The 25,138-nt window shown below is 35.2% G+C and carries 23 protein-coding genes; 6 read left to right on the top strand and 17 right to left on the bottom strand.

What is annotated here, in order from left to right; translation table 11 throughout:
• Window positions 1-111: 111 nt before the first annotated feature.
• The 3 genes from J3U19_RS09795 to ilvG form a co-directional block, all read right to left on the bottom strand.
• Complete coding sequence (locus J3U19_RS09795) at window positions 112-1,041, bottom strand: branched-chain amino acid transaminase (RefSeq protein ID WP_267341825.1); 930 nt, start codon at window positions 1,039-1,041, stop codon at window positions 112-114.
• A gap of 169 nt (window positions 1,042-1,210) precedes the next feature.
• Window positions 1,211-1,441, bottom strand: coding sequence for an acetolactate synthase 2 small subunit (gene ilvM / locus J3U19_RS09800; RefSeq protein WP_267346176.1), 231 nt, complete (start codon window positions 1,439-1,441; stop codon window positions 1,211-1,213).
• A gap of 3 nt (window positions 1,442-1,444) precedes the next feature.
• Window positions 1,445-3,121, bottom strand: a complete 1,677-nt coding sequence (gene ilvG / locus J3U19_RS09805) for an acetolactate synthase 2 catalytic subunit (protein WP_267341828.1) — start codon at window positions 3,119-3,121, stop codon at window positions 1,445-1,447.
• A 919-nt stretch (window positions 3,122-4,040) separates the two neighbouring features.
• Here ilvG and J3U19_RS09810 point away from each other — a divergent pair.
• The 3 genes from J3U19_RS09810 (at window position 4,041) to J3U19_RS09820 (ending at window position 6,488) form a co-directional block, all read left to right on the top strand.
• Window positions 4,041-4,928, top strand: coding sequence for an SDR family oxidoreductase (locus J3U19_RS09810; protein WP_267341829.1), 888 nt, complete (start codon window positions 4,041-4,043; stop codon window positions 4,926-4,928).
• 140 nt (window positions 4,929-5,068) lie between these two features.
• A complete protein-coding gene (locus J3U19_RS09815) occupies window positions 5,069-5,596 on the top strand; it encodes a hypothetical protein (RefSeq protein ID WP_267341831.1) in 528 nt (175 codons plus the stop codon).
• Window positions 5,597-6,065: 469 nt separating this feature from the next.
• On the top strand, window positions 6,066-6,488 hold the full coding sequence (locus tag J3U19_RS09820; protein WP_267341835.1) for a hypothetical protein: 423 nt from the start codon (window positions 6,066-6,068) through the stop codon (window positions 6,486-6,488).
• Window positions 6,489-6,567: 79 nt separating this feature from the next.
• Here J3U19_RS09820 and J3U19_RS09825 read toward each other — a convergent pair whose 3' ends face one another.
• The 6 genes from J3U19_RS09825 to J3U19_RS09850 form a co-directional block, all read right to left on the bottom strand.
• A complete protein-coding gene (locus tag J3U19_RS09825) occupies window positions 6,568-7,803 on the bottom strand; it encodes an MFS transporter (protein ID WP_267341836.1) in 1,236 nt (411 codons plus the stop codon).
• Between the two features lie 185 nt (window positions 7,804-7,988).
• Window positions 7,989-9,104 (bottom strand): cupin domain-containing protein, encoded by a 1,116-nt coding sequence (locus tag J3U19_RS09830; RefSeq protein ID WP_267346178.1) that lies wholly within the window; start codon window positions 9,102-9,104, stop codon window positions 7,989-7,991.
• Entirely contained in the window at window positions 9,094-9,879 is a 786-nt protein-coding gene (locus J3U19_RS09835; protein ID WP_267346179.1) for a YchF/TatD family DNA exonuclease, read from the bottom strand. The genes J3U19_RS09830 and J3U19_RS09835 overlap by 11 nt, the downstream gene beginning before the upstream one ends.
• Before the next feature lie 12 nt (window positions 9,880-9,891).
• Window positions 9,892-11,070: a lipopolysaccharide assembly protein LapB gene (gene lapB / locus J3U19_RS09840; RefSeq protein ID WP_267341840.1), complete on the bottom strand. Its 1,179-nt coding sequence runs from the start codon at window positions 11,068-11,070 to the stop codon at window positions 9,892-9,894.
• Between the two features lie 5 nt (window positions 11,071-11,075).
• Window positions 11,076-11,387 (bottom strand): LapA family protein, encoded by a 312-nt coding sequence (locus J3U19_RS09845; RefSeq protein WP_267341841.1) that lies wholly within the window; start codon window positions 11,385-11,387, stop codon window positions 11,076-11,078.
• 79 nt (window positions 11,388-11,466) lie between these two features.
• On the bottom strand, window positions 11,467-12,186 hold the full coding sequence (locus tag J3U19_RS09850) for a phosphatase PAP2 family protein (RefSeq protein WP_267341842.1): 720 nt from the start codon (window positions 12,184-12,186) through the stop codon (window positions 11,467-11,469).
• A 96-nt stretch (window positions 12,187-12,282) separates the two neighbouring features.
• Here J3U19_RS09850 and ribA point away from each other — a divergent pair, with 96 nt between their 5' ends.
• Window positions 12,283-12,894 carry a GTP cyclohydrolase II gene (gene ribA, locus J3U19_RS09855; protein WP_267341843.1) on the top strand — a complete coding sequence of 204 codons (612 nt, stop codon included), beginning with the start codon at window positions 12,283-12,285 and terminating at the stop codon, window positions 12,892-12,894.
• A gap of 117 nt (window positions 12,895-13,011) precedes the next feature.
• Here ribA and J3U19_RS09860 read toward each other — a convergent pair whose 3' ends face one another.
• From J3U19_RS09860 to zipA, 4 genes are all read right to left on the bottom strand, one after another.
• On the bottom strand, window positions 13,012-13,200 hold the full coding sequence (locus tag J3U19_RS09860; protein ID WP_267341844.1) for a 2-hydroxymuconate tautomerase: 189 nt from the start codon (window positions 13,198-13,200) through the stop codon (window positions 13,012-13,014).
• Window positions 13,201-13,209: 9 nt separating this feature from the next.
• Window positions 13,210-13,725 carry an S-ribosylhomocysteine lyase gene (luxS, locus tag J3U19_RS09865; protein WP_267341845.1) on the bottom strand — a complete coding sequence of 172 codons (516 nt, stop codon included), beginning with the start codon at window positions 13,723-13,725 and terminating at the stop codon, window positions 13,210-13,212.
• A gap of 61 nt (window positions 13,726-13,786) precedes the next feature.
• Window positions 13,787-15,823 carry an NAD-dependent DNA ligase LigA gene (gene ligA, locus J3U19_RS09870; protein WP_416380214.1) on the bottom strand — a complete coding sequence of 679 codons (2,037 nt, stop codon included), beginning with the start codon at window positions 15,821-15,823 and terminating at the stop codon, window positions 13,787-13,789.
• 221 nt (window positions 15,824-16,044) lie between these two features.
• Complete coding sequence (gene zipA, locus J3U19_RS09875; RefSeq protein WP_267346181.1) at window positions 16,045-16,956, bottom strand: cell division protein ZipA; 912 nt, start codon at window positions 16,954-16,956, stop codon at window positions 16,045-16,047.
• A 392-nt stretch (window positions 16,957-17,348) separates the two neighbouring features.
• Here zipA and J3U19_RS09880 point away from each other — a divergent pair, with 392 nt between their 5' ends.
• Both J3U19_RS09880 and J3U19_RS09885 read left to right on the top strand, forming a co-directional pair.
• Window positions 17,349-18,545: an efflux RND transporter periplasmic adaptor subunit gene (locus tag J3U19_RS09880; protein ID WP_267341848.1), complete on the top strand. Its 1,197-nt coding sequence runs from the start codon at window positions 17,349-17,351 to the stop codon at window positions 18,543-18,545.
• 19 nt (window positions 18,546-18,564) lie between these two features.
• On the top strand, window positions 18,565-21,777 hold the full coding sequence (locus tag J3U19_RS09885; RefSeq protein ID WP_267341849.1) for an efflux RND transporter permease subunit: 3,213 nt from the start codon (window positions 18,565-18,567) through the stop codon (window positions 21,775-21,777).
• Between the two features lie 185 nt (window positions 21,778-21,962).
• Here J3U19_RS09885 and ruvC read toward each other — a convergent pair whose 3' ends face one another.
• From ruvC to dusB, 4 genes are all read right to left on the bottom strand, one after another.
• Complete coding sequence (gene ruvC, locus J3U19_RS09890; RefSeq protein WP_267341850.1) at window positions 21,963-22,451, bottom strand: crossover junction endodeoxyribonuclease RuvC; 489 nt, start codon at window positions 22,449-22,451, stop codon at window positions 21,963-21,965.
• On the bottom strand, window positions 22,451-23,194 hold the full coding sequence (locus J3U19_RS09895) for a YebC/PmpR family DNA-binding transcriptional regulator (RefSeq protein WP_267341851.1): 744 nt from the start codon (window positions 23,192-23,194) through the stop codon (window positions 22,451-22,453). Before J3U19_RS09895 ends, ruvC begins: the two co-directional genes overlap by 1 nt.
• A gap of 624 nt (window positions 23,195-23,818) precedes the next feature.
• Window positions 23,819-24,115: a DNA-binding transcriptional regulator Fis gene (gene fis, locus J3U19_RS09900; protein WP_034883623.1), complete on the bottom strand. Its 297-nt coding sequence runs from the start codon at window positions 24,113-24,115 to the stop codon at window positions 23,819-23,821.
• A 7-nt stretch (window positions 24,116-24,122) separates the two neighbouring features.
• Window positions 24,123-25,130, bottom strand: a complete 1,008-nt coding sequence (dusB, locus tag J3U19_RS09905) for a tRNA dihydrouridine synthase DusB (protein ID WP_267341852.1) — start codon at window positions 25,128-25,130, stop codon at window positions 24,123-24,125.
• Window positions 25,131-25,138 lie beyond the last annotated feature (8 nt).

Genomic DNA, 25,138 nt, shown 5'->3' on the forward strand with positions numbered 1-25,138 from the left:
TTTATTATGCAAGTTACGATACTATCCAGTTTTTGTTTTGTATAACGCGAAAAAGTAAATGTCGTTTAAAAAAAGATCCACCGAACTAACCGGCGGACTTTAGTTGTTTGATTATTTAACTGGATCTAACCAACCATATTTATCTTCAGTTTCACCATTGAATAAGCCAAAGAATGTTTGTTGAATTTGTTTGGTGATTGGACCACAGCGGCCAATACCAATTTTAATACGATCAACACTGCGAACAGGAGTAATTTCAGCTGCGGTCCCTGTCATAAAGACTTCGTCAGCTAAATAGAGTGATTCACGAGACAGTGTTTGTTCACGTACTTCGATTCCTAGATCGCGTGCAAGGGTTATGATCGCATCGCGGGTGATCCCTGGGAGCGCTGAGGATGATAGTACCGGTGTAAATAATATACCATCTTTAACGATAAATAAGTTTTCGCCAGAACCTTCAGAAAGTTGACCATTTACGTCTAACGCAATGCCTTCCTGAAAGCCATTAGCGCGCGCTTCTGAACCGATGAGCAGTGATGATAAGTAGTTACCACCGGCTTTTGCTGCGGCTGGGATGGTGTTTGGTGCAAAACGATGCCATGATGATACCATAGCATCAATACCTTGTTCTAAGGCATCTTCACCAAGATAGGCACCCCATGGAAATGCTGCAATCATGACATCACTTTTATAACCTGCTGGTGGAATAACACCCATGCCAACATCGCCAATAAAAACTAATGGACGAATATATGCACTTTCTAAATTATTCTTTTTGATTATTTGGCGGGTAGCTTCCATAATTTCTTCAAGAGAATAAGGGACAGGAAAACGATAAATTTTGGCTGAGTTTAATAATCTTTGTGCATGTTCTTTATGGCGAAATATCGCTGGTCCTTTATGTGTATTATAGCAACGTACACCTTCAAACACAGATGTCCCATAATGCAGTACATGTGACATTACATGCACTTTAGCATTTGCCCATGGAACCATTTCCCCATTAAACCAAATATAATCCGATTTTGCTGTAGTACCCATTTTTTGTTTTCCTCTTAAATTTTACTTTTGTTTAGCATGTATCTTGCTTTATGCTTTTATCAATGAAACGTCAAACATTATACAATACTTTGTTGTTTGTTTAATAACTAAAATATCGACATATTTTAATTTAACTTTTTGTTTTAACGATAAATTATCGGTAAGGATTTCATTCAATTGAAAGCACATCTGCTAATTTTGCAACTTGATTTTGTAACATTGAAAGTTCTCTTTCAATAGTTAATCTGAGTGTCAAAATCAGTAAATTATTTTCAATAGTTTGCATTTGCATGGATTTAATGTGCCCACCGCGATGACGTACAACACGTAAAATACGTTCTAATGTACCCAAGTTATCGTAAGCCTTTATCGTTAATTGGTGTTGTATTTGTTGATTCATCCCTTACTCCTTGCAACTTTTATCGAGCATATTTTCGTTGGCAGCGCCAGGTGGTACTAGTGGCCATACGTTTTCTAGTTCATCGATGCGTACGTGCAATAAATATGCACCAGACGCATTAAACATATTATTCAGTGCAGCATTGATTTGAGATTTTTTTGTGATTGTTTCACTAGGAATATCAAATGCTTTGGCTAAAATTAAAAAGTCAGGGTTATCCGATAAGTTGGTTTCACTGTATCTTTCGTTAAAAAAGAGTTCTTGCCATTGACGAACCATGCCTAAGCGTTGATTATCAATTAAGACTATTTTTATCGGTAATTTTTTACGCTTTATAGTGGTTAATTCTTGTACGTTCATCATAAATGACCCGTCACCTGAAATACAGATTACACAATCGTTGGGGCGAGCCATTTGTGCCCCAATCGCTGCTGGTAAACCAAATCCCATCGTACCTAGTCCACTTGAGGTAATAAAGTTTTGTGGATGATTAAAACACATATGTTGAGCGGTCCACATTTGATGTTGACCCACATCGGTAGTGATAATGGTGTTGGCTGACTTACGATCAGAAATGATTTTTAATAATGCTGGTGCGTAAATGGCTTCACCTGGGTGATCATAACGAGTTGGATGTTGTACTTTTAAATCATTTACTCTTTTATGCCATGCCTCGATTGATACAGTTTGAGTAAGTAAGGGTAAAACCTGCTTAATATCAGCCTGTAAACCTAAATGTGTTTGGCGTAATTTGTTAATTTCGGCTTGATCAATATCGACATGGATCACTTTTGCGTGACGGGCAAATTCATTCAGTTTACCTGTAACTCTGTCATCAAATCGTACACCTAATGCAATCAGTAAATCACACTCTTGTACGGCTAAATTGGCCGCTTTAGCACCATGCATACCAATTAAACCTAAATAATAAGGGTTATTGGCATCAGCAACGCCCAATCCTTTTAAAGTTGAAACACTCGGAATGTGAGTCAATGACATAAAATCTTTTAATTCTGATATGGCGCCTGAAAGTCCAACACCACCACCAATATAAAGCATTGGCTTTTGGGCTTGAGCGATCATTTGTTTGGCGAGTTTTATTGCTTCAGGAGAGACAGTAAATAATGTTGATTTATCAGGAGTGTTGTTTAGTGAAGAAGTCGTTAAATATTGTTGATAATCTAAATTGGCAAGCTGTACATCTTTCGGAACGTCAATTAAAATTGGTCCAGGCCTGCCGGAGTTGGCTAAATTAAATGCCTCTTCTAATGTATTGGGCAATTGTTTCGCATCATTTATTAAATAGCTATGTTTGGTGCAAGCTAAGGATAACCCTAAAACATCAACTTCTTGAAAAGCATCTGTACCAATTAGATTCGTTGGCACTTGACCGGTTATGGCAACAATAGGTACAGAATCAATTAATGCATCAGCAAGCCCAGTTATGATGTTGGTCGCACCAGGACCTGATGTGGCAATGCATACCCCCGTTTTCCCTGTTGAACGAGCATAACCAATTGCCGCCATCGCCGCACCTTGTTCATGGCGACATAATACATGTTCAATACCTCCATCATACAAGGCATCATAAAGAGGCATAATTTGTCCACCAGGATATCCAAAAACGGTGGTAACGCCTTTTTCTTTTAAGGTTTTTACTATCCACTGTGTTCCTAACATTTATTCCTCACTTGTTCTTTTTTGCCCAATTATTGTTATAAAAAAAACCCCGCTATTTGGAGCGGGGTTTTTGATTTTATGTATAAACATATTTTTGATTCAAAAACGCCCCCGCGTTGGAATAATGACCACGCTGACAATGTTGATAAGGACGTTTTTGAGTGAAAATTTCATAATAGGTATTGATTAACTTTTTTGTTATTTTAAAAAATTTATTCTAAACAAAATACTCGTTTTAAAAAAAAATTCAACTTTTTTTTTCGTTTTTATAACGTGTTAGAAATGAATTGTAAAAAAGTTTGAGGTTAACTATACGTTTCAGTATAAAAAGAGATTTGATAGATTGCTCAGACCAGTTAATGGATATGCGCATTTTATCATTGTTTAAGGATAGGGTTGACAATTAAGTATGCAATTATGGTTGAGTAAGAAAATACAAATATCAATAATGAAGCTAGCTCGACAACCCATGATTAAAGCCGTTTTAATTGTTGTAAAAATAGTTACTCGTATTCATGTTTATCCTAAATCAAATTATGAATACAAAATTTGTTATAACTAGCTTAGTTAAAATTAATTTGTTAAACTGGGTCAGGTGCGAGATTAAGAAACACTCATGGCTTTGGTAATACTACTTTCAGTGACCGCTCCAAGCCAATCAAGGAATGCCACCTTTAATGATACATTACCTCTTTTTATTAATTTGGTTAAATAGAAGGAGGATGACATTAAGCAACACAATTAAGCTTTAAGAAACAAATATTCAAACTTTATAGTCATTAAATATAATTTATTGAATTAATTGGTTATTTTAAAGATATAAAATAGGCTTAACAATAGGATTTTGTAATTACTAATTGATTTTATTTAAGTTATATTGAATTTGTGTACAAATGCATAGCTAACTTAGGAGAAAATAATGAGTAAACAAATTTGTAATCCTCTTACTAAATACCATCATGGTAAATTCCCAAAACAAAAACAAGCAGCACCAGCCCTACAGTGTGAAATGGATCCGATTCCTGATTGTGGTGAAAAAACTTACCAAGGTCATGGTCGTTTAGAAGGTCGCAAAATGTTAGTGACGGGGGGGGATTCAGGTATTGGACGGGCTGCCGCTATTGCTTATGCAAAAGAAGGTGCCGATGTGGCAATAAATTATCTTCCTTATGAACAAAAAGATGCCGAAGATGTTGCTAAAATTATTGAAGCCGTTGGTCGTAAAGCGGTATTAATTCCTGGTGATTTAAGTGATGAAGCGTTTTGTAAAAAATTAGTTGACCAAGCACATCAAAAATTAGGGGGGTTAGATAATTTAACGCTCGTTGCAGGTAAGCAAACCGCTGTGGAAGATATTATGGAACTTACCACAGAGCAAATTAAAAAAACGTTTGAAATTAATGTTTTTTCACTTTTCTGGGTCACTAAAGCTGCTTTAGGTTATTTAAAACCTGGTTCAACGATTATTACCACCTCCTCTGTTCAAGCTTATCAACCAAGTGGCAATTTATTAGACTATGCCGCAACTAAAACAGCCATTATTGCTTTTACTCGTGGTTTAGCTAACCAATTAAGTAGCAAAGGCATTCGTGTCAACTGTGTAGCACCAGGACCGGTTTGGACCCCATTACAAATCTGTGGTGGCCAACCGAGTGAAGTTATCCCTGAATTCGGTAAACAAACACCATTACAACGTGCTGGACAACCGGTTGAACTTGCCGGAGTATATGTACATTTAGCCTCTGAAGAGTCTAGTTATACCACAGCTGAAACGTATGGCGTTACAGGTGGTATGCACATTAATTAATCAATATTGATTACAGTAAAAAGGCTTGAAAAAGTCTTTTTACTGGTTAGATAAGTAATCATTTATGTTAAATTAACCTACTATTATGCAAAATTTTAATAGTAACTATTATGGAACTTATAACCAATAAGGGCAAAATAATGAGAACTTTTAAAGTAATAACTTTGGCAATGATGGGATTTTTTTTAGTAAATTGTGATAATTCAAAACCAACAGCCGATAATATCAAAGAACAAGTTACGCAAACGAGTTCAAAGGTTAGTGATAAAGTATCAGAATTATATGAACAAACAAAATCTGCAACTCAAGATGCACTTAATAATCTAAAAGATGGTAATTATAGCCTTGCTCAAGATGCCATAATAAAAGGTATAAATTTAAAATTACCTTTAGATGTTGATCAACATTCAACTTTGGTCGATGTAACAAAAATGAACGATATTATTAGTTATCAATATGATTTAAAAGGCATAACGAAAGATGAGTTACAAACAGAAGGCAATCAAAGAAATATTTTAAATAGTTTGCGTACGCTTTATTGCAGTAAAGATGCGACGATGAATGCTATAAAATTAGTCTTTCCAAATGGTGCAAGTCATAATTATTACCTAAATGGGGAAAAAGTTTTGACCCTTGATTTAAAACCTAGTGATTGTGATGCTAAGTAATTTTTCAGCTATTAATCATGGTTAATAAAAGGGCTTTTTAAAGCCCTTTTATTTCAATTAGTAACGATAATGACATTGTTTTGTTCAAAATCGAATCATTATGATAAGCAAATAATTTTTTCAATGCGTTATAGGTAAAATTCCATTTAAATTTGTCTTTAAATAAGGTACAAAGTGCGTGCAATTTTTATTTTTATCCTATCGTCAATACTGATTGAGTTTTAGCCACTGTTTTGTACAATAAGGTAAACATTTTTTAAAAAATTGGGATGTTTTTTTGTGATCCTTCTAATTTAAAACAATTTTTAGCTGGTTATGGTTTATTGATTGAAGTTAACCCGTACTATAATAATATGTTGCTTTTCGCGTAGGATTTTTAGTGAAATGAATAAAAACTATGTTGTATCTACCTAAATATAATGAATAAAATATTTGATAGCATTGGAATATGAATCATTGAGGAATGAATATGACAGTTATAAAAATAACAGCGTGCGTTTTTATAAGCTTAGGATTGTTTGGTTGTGATAACAGTGAAAAAACAAAAGAAAATGAAGAAGAAAAGCTTACTCAAACACAAGATATGATCATTAGTGAGGCGAAGAAATCTCTTCCTTATCAAGTTGATTTAGTCACTACTTTGGTTGATGTATTTAAAGATGATAATTCGATTAATTATCGATATAGTATTAAAGTATCTAAAAACCAATTGCACATGTCTGAAACAGAAAAATTGACGACCGAAAATTTGAAAAATATTTATTGCACGGATAATCAGCAAATTAAAGAGTTTCGAGATGCTTTTCCAAATGGTGCTGTCCATAATTATTATATTAACAACGAAAAAATATTTAGCATCAAATTAACGCCTGATTCATGTAATGTTAACTAAAATGGGTGTTTATTTATTTTAAACGATTATCAATATTGTGGGTTTTAACAGGGCAGTAGCCCTGTTTAGATTGATTATCTTATTCTAAAGCCTTACCTTTCGTTTCTGGTATTAAAAATACGAAAGCAGCAGCAGACAATAGATAGGTAGCTGATAATAGGGCTAGTGCGTAGCTAATTGAATACACAGTAGCAAAATAAGCAATGAGAACTTGCGATATACCCGCAATTCCTCGTCCTACATTAAAAATAATATTTTCAGCACTTGAACGGGCATCGGTTGGGTAATGTTCGGCCAGTAAGGCTCCGTATCCTCCCATCATCCCATTAACAAAAAAGCCAATTGCTGAACCAAAGATAATTAATATCAGCATATCCGTTTGTTGGAAATAGAACCATATAGAAATTGCTGATATTAAAAGGAAGGTAATATAAGAAGGGCGACGTCCAAATTTATCGCAAAGCCAACCAAAAATTAAAATACCTAATGACATACCAATGGTGGTTGAAATTGTCCAATACACTGTATCTTTAAAAGGTAATTTTAGTTCAGAAGCAATCATATTTGGCATCCAAACCATCAAACCATAAAACCCAAAATTTTGTACTGCACATGCAATAGTTAAACCAATCGTGGTTGCAGTGGTTTTTGGTGTTTTAAATAATTTACCAATTGCAATTTCATTTTTATTTTGATCTTTTAAATTTTGCCAAATTTCGGGCTCTTTTAAACCTTTTCGAGTCCAAGCAACAAACAGGGCTGGTAACACTCCAACAGCAAAAGCCCAGCGCCAACCATAAGCTTCACCCACAAAGTTGACGGTTAACGTGGAAAGGATAATACCTGCTTGAAAACCTAACGCAACAATTGATGTTGCTCGTGAGCGCTTGTTCTTTGGCCAACTTTCTGATACTAAGGTCATACCAATCCCAAATTCACCACCAAGACCTAAACCACTTAAAAAGCGGAAAATCAAGAAGCATTCATAATTAGGTGATATGGCACATAATCCGGTAAATAAAGAGAAGATTAATATAGTCCATGAAAAGACGCGTACTCGACCATATTTATCCGCTAATACACCAAATAAAATGCCACCTAACACCGCACCAAGCAGGGTTACAGATGTTAACGTTCCTAGATCGGTTTTGGATAAATTAAAGGTAACCGAAATAAGGCTAAAACAGACACCTAAAATCATCATATCCATGCCATCTAATGCATAACCGACAGTCGATGCGAAAAGTGTTTTCTTTTGATAGAGTGTTATTTGTTCACTTTCAACTTGCTTGACTGAGTTTGATTCAGTTTTCATGTATACCTCTAGTAATTGAAAATAGATTTTTGCTAAAATTTAACATTTTGTGATGTTTAATATGCCATTAAACGGAGGGTACTCTAAAGCGGGGCAAGTATATACTCAAAACTTATAAAAAGCCAAGTCTAAAGCTTAAAAAGGTTGTTTTATCCACCGATTTTATTATCGGCAGATAAATGATGTTATGATTCATCAATGAAATACCAATAACCTTTATTGACAAAATTAAGTAATACTTGTTGTGTTTCTTCACTTTGTAAATGTTCATAACCGAGTATTTCGTTTTGACAAAGCATATCAATAACGGACATAGGTAAATTTATTTTTTCACCATGAATGTAGCCAAAATCGCCAATTTTGAGAATTCGGATACTTGGCACACGAGATAATTGTGCACTTGTTTGTAAAATTGATTTGAATTCCTCATATTCATAAGGCGGTTCAACAGTAACAATATTGAGTTCGTGCATCGGTAAGGTAATGTGTTTACCAAACCAATCATTAAAAAGCTCAGGTGTCTTGATTAAATCAATGATTTGATTTTGTAATTTGGTTAATTCATACGGTTGTACTCGGTAGGGATCTTCAGGTAACTTTAAATTTGGATCTTGATAAAAAATACCCTTTGGTAAATTATCAATGATGTAATCAGCAAAGCCACTTAGCATTTCTTGTGAAGTTTGCGTTCTAAAACCAACAGAATAACTTAATGATTCACCTATTGATATCCCATTATGCGGAAAACCTATTGGAATATATAAAATATCGCCAGAAGTGATCTGTTCATCAATAATTGGATGATAATCTTCAACATGTAATAATGCTTTATGAGCACTGAATTGTCGATAATTAGAATTGCGATCGCCAACTTGCCAACGTCTGCATCCCATACCTTGAATAATAAAAACATCGTAATTATCGATATGTGGACCTACGCCAGCGCCTTGCGTAGCATAAGAAATCATGAGATCTTCAAACTGCCATTGTGGGATACATTTAAATGGTTGAACTAAAGCTGCTGCTTGTTCGTGCCAGTGATCAACTGCTTGAACTAATAAACTCCAATGCTCCTCACCTAAGTGGCTAAAATCATCAAAAGGACCAAATTTTGCCTCCCATTTACCATTTTTGTTGGTCACAATACGGCTTTCGATCTCTTCTTCCATTGCCAATCCAGCAAGTTCATCAGGGGTGATGGGATCCAGAAAGTGACTGAATGCTTGACGTAATATCACCGGTTTTTTTTGCCAATAGTTTGTTAAAAAATCGTCCCAATCAATATTCAATTTATTGTTCATTTAACACCCCTTGTAAGTTGAATAATTGACAAAAATTGTCGGTTGTTTGTTTGGCTATCACTTCTAAACTTACACCTCTTAATGCCGATAAATAAGAAGCGACTTTTCGCACATATGCTGGTTGGTTTTCTTTTCCTCGATAAGGGACAGGAGCAAGATAAGGCGAATCTGTTTCAACTAAAATACGGTCGAGCGGTACATATTTTGCTACTTCACGTAACGCTTCGGCATTTTTGAAGGTAATGATACCTGAAAATGAGATGTAAAAACCAATATCCAATAGCTGCTTTGCTGTCTCGATATCTTCTGTGAAACAGTGTAATACACCAGAATGGGCATGTTCCTCTTTTAGTATTCTTAACGTATCTTGTTTTGCATTACGTGTATGAACAATCACAGGCTTATTGAGTTTTCGACCTAACCGAATGTGTTCTTTAAAATTTTCTTGTTGTAGTTCTAAATTGTCTTGCTGATAATAGTAATCAAGACCTGTCTCACCTAAAGCGACGACATTATCTTCTTGAGCTAAGCGTTGAAAGCGATTTGCGTCATATTTTTCATCCTCTAGATTGAGAGGATGAATGCCACATGAAAAGGAACATTGATTTTTAAATGGCATAAGTAGATGTTTCATTGCTTCATAGCCAGACAGTGTTGTTGCCACGCTTAAGCAATGTTTAACATCATTATTCATCGCTTGCTGTAAGACATCTTCAATGGTTTTATTTTTCAAATCTAAACTATCTAAATGACAATGAGAATCAATTAAAAACATAATAATCTCTTTTTATTTTTGGGAATGTTGTTCAAAATCACGGACGGGTTTTATTGTGGACCAGGAACGGCAAGCAGGGCATAACCAATAGATAGTATTCACGGTAAAACCACATTTTTGGCATCGATAATTCGGTACAGCTTTTATTTGCTCACCAACCATATTACGTAACAATAACAGGCTTTCTTTAGCTTTCCCTTGCTCTGCATCAGCTACATGGTAATCCATTAGACGGTAAAATCCTTTTAAATTAGGATGTTTTAATAACTCTCGATACATATAATATTGGGCTGAATCAAGACCTTTTTGTTTTTCAATAATGTCAGCTAACATGAGTTCAGCAACATTACCCGTGTCTTTATCAACACACAATTGTAAAAATTTTTGAAATTCGTCTTGTTTATTTAACTTGTGATAGCACTCATTTAAAAGAGGTAATGCTTCACCAATGAAGGCTTTATCTTGTTGTAAAATCTGTTTAAGTGATTCAATCGCTTCTTCTGTTTTATTTTGAACTAATAATATTCGACCTAACATTAATGATGTGCGTGCACAATTTGGATCTGTTATTGAAGATTTTTGTAATAAGTTGAACGCTTTATCAAGGTCATCATTGGCAATTGCAAGGGATGCTAACTCGCAATAAAATTGAGCTATGTATGTTTTGTATTTTTCGTTACCTAGCTTGACCAGTTTTGTTGCTGCATTAATTGCGTTAATCCATTCACTGGTGGATTGATAAATAATGATGAGTTGCTGTAGAGCATGTTGTTGAAAGTCTTCTTCATCGATAAGTTGCAAAAACATCTCTTCTGCACGATCGTAAAGTCCTGCCCCCATATAATCCCGACCCAATTGCTGAATGGCTAAAAGTCGTTGTTCAAATGTCAACGAAGAACTTTCCATTAATGCTTGATGAATTCGAATGGCTCTATCTATTTCACCTCGTGAGCGAAATAGGTTACCTAAGGTTAGATGAGCTTCAAGCGTGCCTTCATCTTCTTTAAGCATATCTAAAAATAGATCAACTGCCTTATCTTGCTGGTTAGACAAAAGAAAATTAAGACCATCTACATATTCGCGTGACAATCGATTAGATTGATTGATGTATTTTTGCTTTGCATTTCTGTCGCCCATATACCAGCCATAGGCGGCTGCAATAGGTAACAACAGAAATAACAGTTCAAACATAATATTTATTCTTGAGTATTTTTAGTTAAATTTAATTTTTGATGATCAGTTAGATTATCATCCATTTTTTTTTGTAACTTATTTAATTTTCGCTTAGTGGATGAATGTTGTAGCTTAGAAATTATGACAAAAATTCCTGTTAATATTGTACCTACAATAAAACCTGATCCAAAAAATATGGCCAAAAGAACCGATAACCGGAGTTCGGTTTTAGCAAACAAATAATTAAATGACACTACTTCACCATTAAATGAACCTAATGCAATAGAGATAGTGAAAATAATAGTTATTAATACAATGGATAGAACAAATTTCATAATAATGACCTTTATATTTTTTAATTTTACTTAAACGTCTATATCAATTGAAACATCTTTATCAAATGTCAGTTAAAAATTATCTCTCTACTATATGCCATTTTTGTGAATAAAAATAGCATATTAATGAAATGGCCCAAGCGAGTAAAATACCTAATAATAAATCAATTGGGCTATGCATACCTAGTGCGAGTCGACTGATCTCAATTAGTAATGCCCATACAATAATTGCAGTAACAATAATATAATGCCGTCTAAATCCTAATAAAGTGATTGCAAGAAATGCCCATGTTGCTGAAAATAAAGTATGTCCAGAAGGTAGGGAATAACCTGTTTCACTTTGCCAATGCTTGCTTAACCAATTTGGAATGATTTTTGAATTATTCAACTTTTCAGAAATAAATTGTTGTTTTTCTGATTTAGGTAACAAATAAAATTGCTTATCGCTAAGATGAAATTCTTTTGTCATCCAAAGTACATAAGGTCGTGATTCTGCTGTTTGAGATTTTATAATGGTTTTGACTATTTGCCCACCTAATATTGCACAAACAAGACAAAACCATAATGCAATCATCTTTTTTATTGTTTTATTTGTTAATAAACAACAAAATATTATAAAAAAAACAGTCGATGTCATCATCGCCCAAGGAAAACTGGCAGTTTCTGTTATATAGAAAAAATATTTTGATGTATCATTTAATGATTCTGGTTGCCAATGCCAATTTATGGCTATAATAACTAATGGTATTATTAACATAATGGCAAGAGTAGCCATTGTTTTTTTTATTACAAACCCCATTTATAGACTCAATTTAACACTCATTGCTAAATAGTTTAGCATGGAAGATGGCTTTTTTTAAAAGTCTATTTATGTTTTATTTAAACGGAGATGATAATGCAATTAAAACATGTTGCACAAGCAAAATTACCAACACCATGGGGATGTTTTACTATCGTTGGATTTGAAGAAATTGCAACAGGGAAAGATCATGCGGCTTTAGTGTTTGGTGAAATTTCCGGCAATACTCCAGTTCTTACTAGAATTCATTCAGAGTGTTTAACTGGGGATGCTTTATTCAGTTTGCGTTGTGATTGTGGTTTTCAGTTAGAATCAGCTTTAAAGCAAATAGCTAAAGAAGGTCGCGGAATTTTAATTTATCATCGTCAAGAAGGTCGGAATATAGGTTTACTCAATAAAATCAGAGCATATGCACTGCAAGATAAAGGTTTTGATACGGTTGAAGCCAATGAGCAATTGGGTTTCGCCGCTGATGAACGTGATTTTACCCTTTGTGCCGATATATTAACTTTGCTTGGAGTTTCGCAAATTCGTTTATTAACTAATAATCCTGAAAAAATAAAAGTGCTTGAACAGTCAGGTATTAAAATTGTTCAAAGAGTGCCATTAGAAGTTGGAGAAAACCCAAATAATGAACACTATTTAGAAACAAAAGTGAATAAAATGGGGCATTTATTGCATTTACATCATGGCAACTGCAATCATTAGCCAAATCAGACTGAAAAAATATCAATTTAAATTAGCTAAACCTCAAAAATCATGATGTTTTGAGGTTTTAATATTTAACAAACGAAAAAATAAAGATTTATTCAATCATCGTTATGATTAATCGTTATCACAGCGCAATATACCACCATTAGCGATCTGATCTTTTGATAGTTCATGCATAATGATTTGTACTGCTTCTGGTTTACAGTTAAGCGTTTCAGAGATAGCTGCGGTTACACGTTTTGCCATTTCTCTTTTTTGTTCTACTGTGCGACCTTCCAAAAAGTCGATAACTACATTTGGCATAAAATTCTCCTAGTCATTCATTTTGGCAAGCTGTTCATCGGTTAATGCGATTGCCTCATTATGGCATATACCGATACCTGATTGGATAATTTTTTCTGCAATGGCTTTGGCTTCATCTAATGAATGCATTTTGTAGGTGCCACATTGGTACTCATTCAGTTCAGGAATTTGATTTTGCGATGTCACCTTTAAAACATCTTGCATAGATTTTAACCATGCATCGACAACGAACAATTCATCCGGTTTACCTATGAGACTCATGTAAAATCCAGTACGACATCCCATTGGTGAAATGTCGATAATTTCAATGTATTCACTGTTAAGATGATCACGCATAAATCCGGCAAATAAATGCTCTAAAGTATGAATTCCCTTTTCAGGTAACAATTCTTTATTGGGAATGGTAAAACGCAGATCAAACACTGTTATGCTATCGCCTTTGGGCGTTGCCATAGTTTTGGCTACTCGAACAAAAGGTGCTTTCATTTTCGTGTGATCCACTTTAAAACTATCTAGTAATGGCATAATTTTTTCCTTCATTGGTTTTCGGTATTTTAATCAAATTAATCTCGACAACCAATATTTTTTATGATAATTGAGTAAGTAAATTTAACATTTCTTGCTCATCGATGACTTTAATACCAAGTTCTTGGGCTTTATCTAACTTAGAACCGGCTGCTTCTCCGGCTATAACAAGGTCGGTATTTTTAGATACACTTCCTGTTACTTTCGCGCCCAGTTGTTTTAGTTTATTTTTTGCTTCATCTCGGGTTAACACTGATAGCGTACCGGTCAATACTATTGTTTTACCTGCAAATGGCGAATCAACAATAGTTGTCTGTGCGTCAGGAGTAATATCTTGCCAGTGTACATTGATGTCGTCACTGGTTAATTGCTCAATTACTTTTCGGTTATGGGGTTCTTGAAAGAAATCTATGATACTTTCCGCAATCACAATTCCAATATCATTTACAGTCTGCAGTTGCTCAAGAGAGGCATTTTCGATTGCGGATAAACTGCCAAGTTGGTTGGCTAAATTTTCCGCAGTCACTTCACCAACATTAGGAATACCAAGAGCAAAGATAAATCGGCTTAATGTGGTGTTTTTAGATGCATTTAGCGCATTCAATAAGTTATTCGCCGATTTTTCACCAATTTTTTCTAATGAACATAGGGTAGGAATATTAAGTTTATACAGGTCCGCTGGGGTTCTAACGTAATCTTTATCGACTAATTGTTCAATAATCTTGTCACCCATCCCATCTACATTCATTGCTCGTCGAGAGACAAAATGTTTTAAAGCTTCTTTGCGTTGTGCTGGGCAAATTAATCCACCTGCACAGCGTGAAATTGCTTGTCCTTCGTCTCGAACAATTAGTGAACCACAAATAGGGCAGTGAGTTGGGAAAACAATTTCTTTTGTCTCTTTAGGTCTTCGATCTAATAAGACGGCGACAATTTTAGGAATCACATCACCAGCTCGGCGCACTGTCACATAATCACCTTCGCGTATACCTAATCGGGCTATTTCATCACTATTATGTAGTGTAGCGTTACTGACAATAACGCCAGCAACAGAAACAGGCTCAAGTCTTGCAACTGGTGTAATTGCTCCTGTACGCCCGACTTGAAAGTCTACTTTATTTAATTGCGTCACTTCTTCTTGTGCTGGAAATTTAAATGCCGTTGCCCAGCGTGGTGCACGTGCAACAAAGCCCAGTTCATTTTGTAATTCAATGTTATTAACTTTAATGACAACACCATCAATATCAAAACCCAATGACATGCGCTGTTCGCCAATTTGTTTAAAATAGCTTAAAGCGGCTTGGGCGCCTTGTCGTTTTTCTACTTTTTCACTCACAGGCAATCCCCAAGCTTTGAATTGCATTAAACGATCATAATGGGTATCAGGTAGTGAAGATCCTTCAACAATACCAACACCATAACAATAGAATGATAATGGTCTTTTAGCAGTAATTTTAGGATCTAATTGCCTTAATGAACCTGCGGCGGCATTACGAGGATTGGCAAATACTTTTTCGTTTCGTTTTTCTGCATCAGCATTAAGTTTGGTAAAACCTTTATGAGTCATAAAGACTTCACCCCGTACTTCTAAGCGCCTAGGAATATTTTCACCCATTAACACCAGAGGAATGGTTTTAATTGTCCGTACATTTGCGGTGATGTCTTCTCCAGTTGTGCCGTCGCCACGCGTTGCAGCCTTTGAGAACTTTCCATTTTCATACAATATACTTACCGCTAAGCCATCAAGTTTTAATTCACAGCAATATTCAACTTGTTCATTTTCACTTAAATGAAGACGATCCTTAACTCTCTTATTAAAGGCGATAAAACTCGATTCATCAAAAACATTATCAAGTGAAAGCATCGGCAGTTCATGTTTAATCGAGTCGAATTGAGCTAAAGGAGCGCCGCCAACTCGTTGAGTGGGAGAGTCAGTTGTGATCAGATTTGGATGCTGTTGCTCTATCGTTTGCAGTTGTTTTATTAATTTATCGTATTCAGAGTCAGGAATTTCAGGCGCATCAAGTACGTAATAGCAATACTCATGATGTCTGATTAGATTGCGTAATGAAGTCAATTGTTCTGTGACATCTTTAATCGATTCAGGTTTCTTGGCTGAATGTTCTGTTTTAGTTGATAGTGGCATGATAATAGGCTCTTAAATTAAAAGATAGCTTTTAGGGAAATCATCAAAATTGCTTAATTAATGAAACATGCAGTTATTAAGTCAATTAATCATTGCATTATATAAATTTTTGTTTATAGCCACCAAATGGAGTTGGTGGCATTTTGTTAAAGAATAGTAGAAAGTTTTTGCGATTAAATTTCGTTGCAGGCTTTTTTAATGCGATTTTTGTAACTATCAATTTTTTGTGGTGTTAACATACGATGTTCATCATCTAAAACCACACCATTAACATCATCAGCGACACGCTGGGCTGTTTGTAGCATTAATTTAAAATTTTGTTGATTGTTGCCTTCGGTAGGTGCAACCATGAAAATAGATACACCAGGCGTTGTAAATTCATGCATTGTTTCAGGATCTAAGTATCCAGGAGTGACCATATTGGCTAAACTGAACAGTACCGGACCATTACCTGCGGGATCAACATGACGATGAAATATTCTCATATCACCAAACTGGAAACCTGATTGCATAATACTTGCTAGGAGTACATCACCTTGTAATAATTTACCATTAATCCCTTTTATATTGAGAATAATAATTTCGGTATTGTCTTCGTCAAATTTATTTAAACTACCTTTCTGTGTCTTAGTGTCTTTTGCTCGTGATTGCTGATTATCTGTTTTTTCTTCGTTATGTTGAGTAGTTTGCTGTGGTTGTTTTTTTTCTTGTAATTTTTTATCGTCGAAAGAATCGTTGTTTATTTTGATGATTGGTTTCGGATCATCGTTGGTTTCATCCATAGCTTGTTCTTCATCTTCATTTACAAATAACTCTTCTTGCTGAGGTGGTACTTCCTCAACCGGCTCTTTAGGTGTATGATCTTCGTGCTCACTAATTTTTTTATTTCGAGTGATTAGAATTACGTCATCTTCGATTGTATCAATGAAGTTATTTTCATTTTGTTGGACATTTTTTTGATTTTTTTTCTGTTTTTCCGAACCAAAAGAATAAAGTTCTCTTTTATTGATCCAAAACCCATGAATCAATAGAGCTATAATGACTAAGGACGCAACAACAATTAGAACAATACGTAAATTATCCATAATAACCATCTCAGAATTAAATTGAATATAGAGTCAAATCATTCAATCTTAAGAAAAATTGAATAAAATGATTACGGAGTACAACAAATGTAAATTGAAACCACTTGAACGATACTTCCTTTACAGATTGCTAGTATAGCATTTTATTTTGGCTTTTTTATAGCACAAAAACCCAATTAGCCTATAATACTTTATTTCTTAAAAGAATCATATTTAACAGTATCGTTTATTTCTTTATCATATTCCTGTTTTGTTATTTTTAGAACTCTGTGCTATTAACCTGTAAAGATACTTACATTTTTTGTATTTTTTTTGTAAAATCGCTCGTTATTTTTTAAAAATTTAATTCATTGTTATCTAAATAATTATTAAGTTACCGAGGTCTTTCTTATATGAGATTTAATAAGTTGTTACTTACTCTGCCAATGGCATTAACTAGTCTATTGTTATTAACCAGTTGTGATAATCATCAGTCACAAAATGGTAATGGCCAATTACCCAAGGTAACTGTGTTTAAAGTAGAGCCTTTAAATTACACACTGAAAATCAATTTACCAGGGCGGGTTGTTGCATCACAAATAGCAGAAATAAGACCACAAGTTGGTGGAATTGTTTTGAATCGAGAATTTGAAGAAAGTTCAAATGTTAAAGCCGGTCAATCACTTTATCAAATTGATCCTGCTATTTATCAAGCAAATTATGATAGTGCCGTTGCTAGTGTAGCAAGTGCAAAGGCTAATGCTAATATCGCACAACTTACTTTAAAACGTTATGCTGGATTATTAAAAACAAAATCGATAAGCCAACAAGAATACGATAAAGCGGCCGCTGATGCTAAACAAGCTGATGCCAGCGTATTGGTTGCGCAAGCGGCAGAACATACTGCTAAAGTTAATTTAGATTATACTAAAGTATACTCACCAATTGATGGCTATATTGGTAAATCAAGTGTGACTGAAGGGGCTTTAGTATCAGCAGGACAAGCAACACCACTTGCATTAGTGCAAAAACTCGATCCCATTTATGTTGATATGACGGAAGCAGCGACACGTTATAATAAATATCTTCAAGATGAAAACATCATTTATGAGCCAGCCACAGGGGATAATGTAGAACTGTTTTTTAATGATGGTTCAAAATACGCATTACCTGGTAATGTTAAATTTTCAGATATGACTGTGAACGAAACAACTGGAACAGTAACGTTACGATCTCAATTTTCAAACAGTGAAGGTAAAATTTTACCGGGTATGTTTGTTAAACCTCAATTGACATTAGGAACCATTAAAAATGCCGTATTAGTTCCTCAACAAGGTGTTACGAGTAATCAAAAAGGTCAATATACTGCCAAAATATTAAAACCAGATAATACGGTTGAGTATCGTCAAGATATTAAAGTTTATACTGGAATCAGTGGTTATTGGATTGTAACCAGTGGTATTAATATTGGTGAACAAATTATTACTACAGGTCTACTTAATTTAACTGCTGTTGAATCTGGTATGCCTATGAAAGCAGAAGTTGTTGGTGAGCCTGCTACTCTTTCTCAAGAACAGTTAGATAACATCATCAAAAACAATGTGAAATAAAACAGGGGTAGATTTAATTATGGCTAAGTTTTTTATTGATAGACCTGTTTTTGCATGGGTAATTGCTATCATGATGATGCTGGGCGGTGCTTTATGTATTAAGCTACTAGCTGTTGAGCAGTATCCTGATATAGCGCCTCCTGCTGTGACTGTTTCTGCGGTTTATCCGGGTGCCGATGCGCAAACTATTGAAAACACTGTTACGCAATTAATTGAACAAAACTTGACGGGTTTGGATAATTTGATTTATATGAAATCAACCAGTAGTGCTCAAGGTGTGGTACAAACTACATTAACCTTTGCCCCTGGTACGAGTCCAGATTTTGCACAAGTACAGGTTTTAAATAAAGTAGAAAGTATAAAATCACGTTTACCCGAAAGCGTTCAAAAAAATGGGGTGTCGGTTGCTAAAAATAACACTAACTTCCTGAAAGTTATCGGTTTCTATTCTACTAACCCTCAAAAAACGCAGGCGGATATTGCCGACTTCATTTATTCAACGGTACAAGATCCTATTCGTCGTGTTCAAGGGGTTGGAGACACTCAGTTATTTGGTTCGGAATATGCAATGCGTGTTTGGTTAGATCCAAACAAACTGACTTATTTCAATCTATCTATTGAAGAAATCGTTGCTGCTATTCAAGCGCAAAATGCGCAGGTAACAGCAGGGCAACTCGGTGCTTTACCTGTAACGAAAGGGCAAGAGCTCAATGCCACTATTACGGCTCAATCACGTTTAAAAACACCCGAGCAATTTCAAAATATTTTAGTCCGTGTTAATACTGACGGGTCAAATGTTTTATTAAAAGATGTGGCAACGGTTGAAATTGGTGCCGCTGATTATAACTTTCTTTCGCGTTATGATGGTAAACCATCCGCTGGTTTAGGTATTTATTTGGCAACCGGTGCGAACCAATTAGATACGTCAGCACAAGTTGATAAAAAGATTCAGGAACTGTCTCAGATTTTTCCTGAAGACATTAAATTTGCGTATCCTTACGATACAACACCGTTTGTTAAATTATCCATTAATAACGTAATTCATACATTGATCGAAGCAATTCTTTTGGTTGTTATCGTAATGTATGTATTTTTACAAAACCTTCGTTCTACACTCATTCCAACTATTACAGTACCTGTTGTATTGTTAGGTACCTTTGCAGTTTTATACATTTGTGGATTTACTATCAATACGTTATCTATGTTTGCAATGGTCCTTGCTATCGGTCTTTTAGTTGATGATGCCATAGTAGTTATTGAAAACGTCGAACGTATTATGCATGAAGAAGGCCTATCCCCTTATGATGCAACCGTTAAATCAATGGAACAAATCACTTCTGCATTAGTAGGGATAGCCGTTGTACTTTCAGCTGTATTTGTACCAATGGCATTTTATGGTGGTGCTGCTGGGGGAATTTATCGCCAGTTCTCTATTACCATTGTAACTTCGATGTCTCTATCTGTGTTGGTGGCAATTGTATTAACACCTGCACTTTGCGCACAAATTTTAAAAGCGCCATCAAAAAATAAAGTTAAGAAAAAAACGTTTGGTGAAAAACTTGTCACTATCGCTCCATTTTGTTGGTGCTCAGCTGGGACAAAATGGTTTTTTAATAAATTTAATAATTTATACAACAAAAGTTTGCATGCCTATGAAAAAGGTGTGATTCAGTTTATACGTTACCCAGTTATTTCATTTGTTTGCTATGTCTTGATTGTTGTGGGCTTAGTATTTGGATTCAACCGATTACCAACGGGTTTCTTGCCAAATGAAGATCAGGGTGTATTGATTGTGCTGGTTGAATTACCACCAGGCTCAACATTAGAACAAACGATGGGAGTGCTGGATAAAACTTCTAACTTCTATATGACACAAAAAGCCGATTCAGTAAAAGAAATCTTCACCGTTGCTGGTTTTAGTATGGTTGGCCGTGGACAAAACATGGGGCTTGGCTTTATCCGATTAAAAGATTGGGATGAGCGTAAACGTCCTGATCAAAAAGTGGATGCATTAGTTGGCAGTGGTTGGGGATTTGCATCAACGATAACTGAAGGTCGTGTAATTATCGCCAATGTACCAGCAGTACCATCACTTGGTATGGCTAATGGTTTCTCTTATATGTTAAAAGATTCTGCTGGTCTTGGTCATGATGCTTTGATGGGTGCTTTTTTCCAACTATTAGGTATGGCCGCGCATGAACCTCAATTACAGCAAGTTCGTCCAGGCAGTATGTTAGATGTTCCACAATATAAAATTAATGTGGATTTTGAAACTGCTCAAGCTCTTGGTGTGGCGGTAAGTAGTGTTAATACGGTACTTTCAACCGCATTAGGTTCTGCTTATATTGATGATTTTGTTTATAATAACCGTGTTAAAAAAGTTTATTTACAATCTGATGCGGCTTATCGAATGCTACCTGATGATTTCAGTTTTTGGCATGTAAAAAATCAAAAAGGTGAAATGGTCCCTTATGATGCTTTTGCAACCACAACCAAAAGTTATGGTTCACCTTCGCTTGTTCGTTACGATGGTGTAGCTGCAATGGGAGTGAGTGGTTCAGCTGCGCCAGGCATGAGTTCTGGTCAAGCTATGGCTGTAATGGAAGAATTATCTAAAAAGTTACCTAAAGGTTTCTCATTTGACTGGACAGATATTTCCTATCAAGAACGTCAAACAGGCTCTCAAACGACAACACTTTATATTATTTCAATCATTGTTGTATTCTTGTCATTAGCGGCTTTATATGAAAGCTGGACTGTGCCGATTTCAATCCTATTTGTTATCCCATTAGGCATTATTGGTACCGTATATGCCACTATGTTTAGAGGCCTTGATAATGATATTTACTTTATCGTAGGTCTATTAACTACAATGGGATTATCTGCTAAAAATGCTATTTTGATTGTAGAATTTGCCAAAGATGCACTTGAAAAAGAAGGTAAATCATTAATTGATGCAACGTTAGAAGCTTGTCGTTTACGTTTACGTCCAATTTTAATGACATCATTTGCATTCATTTTAGGTGTGTTACCATTAGCGCTAAATAGCGGGGCTGGATCTGCAAGCCAAAATGCGGTAGGTACTGGGGTAATCGGTGGTATGATAACGGCAACATTTTTAGCAATATTCTATGTTCCATTGTTCTTCTTGTTTGTAACAAAACTGTTTACTAAACATAAGAATAAAGTCGTTTTACCTACTAACTATAGCGGTAACACCGATAAAAGTTGATAATAGATAACATATTATCCATGTATTTTAAAAGCACCAATAGTATTGGTGCTTTTTTTATGCACGTTATCAGTCAGGATTGAATTAATTATTGAGTTTAATAATATGTTAGGAGTGATTAAGCTTAAGAATGGTTTTTTTTATTATTGTTAAGGTCATACGCAGTGAACGATGTAAGAACTGATTTATTGATAAGATTTGATTGATTGTTGACACATATGGGCATGTGTAATGGCTATAGCTAATGCATCTGCTGCATCGGCCTGAGGACTGGCAGGTAACTTGAGTAATAATTTTACCATATGCTGTACTTGCTTTTTGTCGGCTGCACCCGTTCCAACCACACTTTGTTTGACTAAGCGTGCTGCATATTCGAAAACGGGTAAGTTATTATTTACTGCTGCGACAATGGCTGAACCTCTAGCCTGGCCTAATTTTAAGGCTGAATCAGCATTACGTGCCATAAAGACTTGTTCAATAGCAAACATATCAGGTTGAAATTGTAGTATAATTTCACTTACACCTGCATATATGCGTTTTAAACGGTTGGGAAGATCATCAACTGCAGTACGAATGCATCCGCTGCCAAGGTAGGTAAGTTGTCGTCCCGTTTGACGAATTACTCCGTAACCTGTCAAACGAGAACCGGGATCGATGCCAAGAATAATGGCCATTAGAGCGTTGCTGCCACCTCGTCAGAAACTTCACCATTATGATAAACTTCCTGAACATCATCACAATCTTCAAGCATATCAATAAGACGAAGTAATTTAGGCGCAGATTCAATATCAAGATCAACTTTAGTTGATGGGATCATTGATACTTCTGCTGCTTCAGACACTAAACCTGTTGCATCAAGGGCATCTTTAACTTCACCAAATGATTCTGGGGTTGTGAACACATCAATTGCACCATCATCATAGGTAACAACATCCTCTGCTCCAGCTTCAAGAGCTGCATCCATTACTTGATCTTCATCCGTCCCTGCTGGGTATGAGATAACGCCTTTTTTCGTGAATAAATACGAAACAGAACCATCAGTACCTAAATTACCCCCAGTTTTGGTAAAAGCATGGCGAACTTCAGATACAGTACGATTACGATTGTCACTTAAGCATTCAACCATTACCGCAGTACCTGCTGGTCCATAACCTTCATAGATGATCGTTTCCATATTAGTATCATCTTCGCCACCAACACCACGAGCAACAGCTCTATTCATGGTGTCTCGTGTCATATTGTTAGATAATGCTTTGTCCATAGCAGCACGTAGACGAGGGTTAGACGCTGGATCGCCACCACCGATTTTAGCTGCAGTTACAAGTTCGCGAATAATTTTGGTAAAGATTTTACCGCGTTTTGCATCTTGTGCTGCTTTGCGGTGTTTGGTATTGGCCCATTTACTATGACCTGCCATAAAATTCTCCAGATAAATAATTTAAAATCGGTGTATTTTAGCAAACTTTAACTAAAAATTCATTATCAATATGATGATAAGTTATACTAATAAGTGAGTTGAAATTCTGAATCAATGACAACATTATTGTTATAATGACCAATCTTTTAAGAAATATTTTATTTTCTAAAAATCAAAATATTAACTTATATGAATCATATAATTGGTTAATTAAAGGAATTTTTGCAATGCATTAATAATGATTGAGAGCACCAGTTGGATTGATAAGCATTGCATGAAATTCTTATCAGTTGGAAGAAGGCTCATCAAAACGTATAGATGGTTTGTTAGTGAAATGTATGAAACGCCATTCAAATCCACAATAGATATTTACCTATCATTCTAAATGCCCATCGCTTTGATGAATTTGATATCATTTATTGGTATGTGTGATCTTATTCAGGATAATTCTTTTTATGGTATGTCCACAGTGACTTAATATCGTTTTTGAAAAAAAGAAAGGATAGTGTCAATATTACTGTTTAAAAAATAGCATTTTGCTTGATTTTAAATTGTTTTATCGCAATAAAAAACGCCCAACATATAGGCGTTTTCAAAATATTGCAAATCTATCAAATAGAACGATTAACTCATTCCATATTGTTTTAATTTTTTACGAAGCGTGCCTCGGTTGATGCCAAGCATATTTGCTGCACGAGTTTGATTACCGCGTGTATATTGCATAACCATATCAAGGAATGGGTGTTCAACTTCAGCTAACACTAATTCATATAGATCTGTAGGATCTTCACCATTTAACTGAGATAAATAGTTTTTCAAAGCTTGCTTAACAGAATCTCGCAATGGCTTTTGTGTTATTTGATCCTGCGAATTTACAGTTGTAAATTTAAGTGCTGCAGCTGTAACGCGTTGTTCTGACATAGTATTCTTAACTCTTTTGGTTGTTTCTAATTTGACTAAAAAATGCTATTAGTGTTTTAACTTGCTCACTTGTATTGCTAAGTACACTAAATAAGCGCCTGAATTGATCGCTATCAGCATAATCCTTGGTATACCAATTTACATGCTTTCTGGCAATCCTTAATCCTTTATATTCTCCGTAAAGTTGATAAAGCTCATCAAGGTGTGATAAAACAACTTGTTCTACCTCATCAATACTTTTACTTTTTTTTAACTGTCCATGTGATAGATAGAATGCAATTTCTTCAAATATCCAAGGTCGACCCTGTGCCGCTCGGCCGATCATTATAGCATCAGCTTGCGTATATTGAAAAACTTCTTTTGCTTGTTCTGGTGTACGAATATCGCCATTAGCAATAACCGGAATCGTAACCTTTTCCTTTACTGCCTTGATTGATTCATATTCTGCCACGCCATTGAATAAGCAAGCACGGGTTCTTCCATGAATAGTAATAGCCTTTATGCCACAATCTTGAGCTATTTGTGCTATTTCAATGCAATTTCTATGATCTTTATTCCATCCAGTCCGCGTTTTCAATGTTACCGGTACATCAACTGCACCGACAACTTTCTGCAAAATTTTTTTTATTAGTTCTGGATACTGCATTAATGCAGAACCGGCTAACTTTTTATTAACTTTTTTAGCTGGACAACCCATATTGATATCAATCAACTGAGCGCCATGTTTGACATTAAATTCCGCAGCTTTTGCCATTTCATCAGGATCAGACCCAACAATTTGTACTGCACGAATACCAACATCATCATTTGAGATCATTCTCAAAGTGGATTTATCAGTATGCCAAACATCTGAATTTGCTAAAAACATTTCTGAAACTGTCATTCCTGCACCATATCGATAACATAATTTCCGAAATGGTTTATCGCTGATTCCAGCCATTGGTGCAGCAATTAAATTATTTTTTAATTTAATTTCACCAATTTTTAGCAAATTAAGGGCGGCTATATTACGCATTTTTTCAC

This window comes from Gilliamella sp. B2828, assembly GCF_026537125.1.
Taxonomy (GTDB): domain Bacteria; phylum Pseudomonadota; class Gammaproteobacteria; order Enterobacterales; family Orbaceae; genus Gilliamella.

Coding starts and splice junctions, on each gene's coding strand:
- J3U19_RS09795 (WP_267341825.1), bottom strand. CDS start 1,041: ATGGGTACTACAGCAAAATCGGATTATATTTGGTTTAATGGGGAAATG.
- ilvM (WP_267346176.1), bottom strand. CDS start 1,441: ATGAATCAACAAATACAACACCAATTAACGATAAAGGCTTACGATAAC.
- ilvG (WP_267341828.1), bottom strand. CDS start 3,121: ATGTTAGGAACACAGTGGATAGTAAAAACCTTAAAAGAAAAAGGCGTT.
- J3U19_RS09810 (WP_267341829.1), top strand. CDS start 4,041: ATGAGTAAACAAATTTGTAATCCTCTTACTAAATACCATCATGGTAAA.
- J3U19_RS09815 (WP_267341831.1), top strand. CDS start 5,069: ATGAGAACTTTTAAAGTAATAACTTTGGCAATGATGGGATTTTTTTTA.
- J3U19_RS09820 (WP_267341835.1), top strand. CDS start 6,066: ATGACAGTTATAAAAATAACAGCGTGCGTTTTTATAAGCTTAGGATTG.
- J3U19_RS09825 (WP_267341836.1), bottom strand. CDS start 7,803: ATGAAAACTGAATCAAACTCAGTCAAGCAAGTTGAAAGTGAACAAATA.
- J3U19_RS09830 (WP_267346178.1), bottom strand. CDS start 9,104: ATGAACAATAAATTGAATATTGATTGGGACGATTTTTTAACAAACTAT.
- J3U19_RS09835 (WP_267346179.1), bottom strand. CDS start 9,879: ATGTTTTTAATTGATTCTCATTGTCATTTAGATAGTTTAGATTTGAAA.
- lapB (WP_267341840.1), bottom strand. CDS start 11,070: ATGTTTGAACTGTTATTTCTGTTGTTACCTATTGCAGCCGCCTATGGC.
- J3U19_RS09845 (WP_267341841.1), bottom strand. CDS start 11,387: ATGAAATTTGTTCTATCCATTGTATTAATAACTATTATTTTCACTATC.
- J3U19_RS09850 (WP_267341842.1), bottom strand. CDS start 12,186: ATGGGGTTTGTAATAAAAAAAACAATGGCTACTCTTGCCATTATGTTA.
- ribA (WP_267341843.1), top strand. CDS start 12,283: ATGCAATTAAAACATGTTGCACAAGCAAAATTACCAACACCATGGGGA.
- J3U19_RS09860 (WP_267341844.1), bottom strand. CDS start 13,200: ATGCCAAATGTAGTTATCGACTTTTTGGAAGGTCGCACAGTAGAACAA.
- luxS (WP_267341845.1), bottom strand. CDS start 13,725: ATGCCATTACTAGATAGTTTTAAAGTGGATCACACGAAAATGAAAGCA.
- zipA (WP_267346181.1), bottom strand. CDS start 16,956: ATGGATAATTTACGTATTGTTCTAATTGTTGTTGCGTCCTTAGTCATT.
- J3U19_RS09880 (WP_267341848.1), top strand. CDS start 17,349: ATGAGATTTAATAAGTTGTTACTTACTCTGCCAATGGCATTAACTAGT.
- J3U19_RS09885 (WP_267341849.1), top strand. CDS start 18,565: ATGGCTAAGTTTTTTATTGATAGACCTGTTTTTGCATGGGTAATTGCT.
- ruvC (WP_267341850.1), bottom strand. CDS start 22,451: ATGGCCATTATTCTTGGCATCGATCCCGGTTCTCGTTTGACAGGTTAC.
- J3U19_RS09895 (WP_267341851.1), bottom strand. CDS start 23,194: ATGGCAGGTCATAGTAAATGGGCCAATACCAAACACCGCAAAGCAGCA.
- fis (WP_034883623.1), bottom strand. CDS start 24,115: ATGTCAGAACAACGCGTTACAGCTGCAGCACTTAAATTTACAACTGTA.
- dusB (WP_267341852.1), bottom strand. CDS start 25,130: ATGCGTAATATAGCCGCCCTTAATTTGCTAAAAATTGGTGAAATTAAA.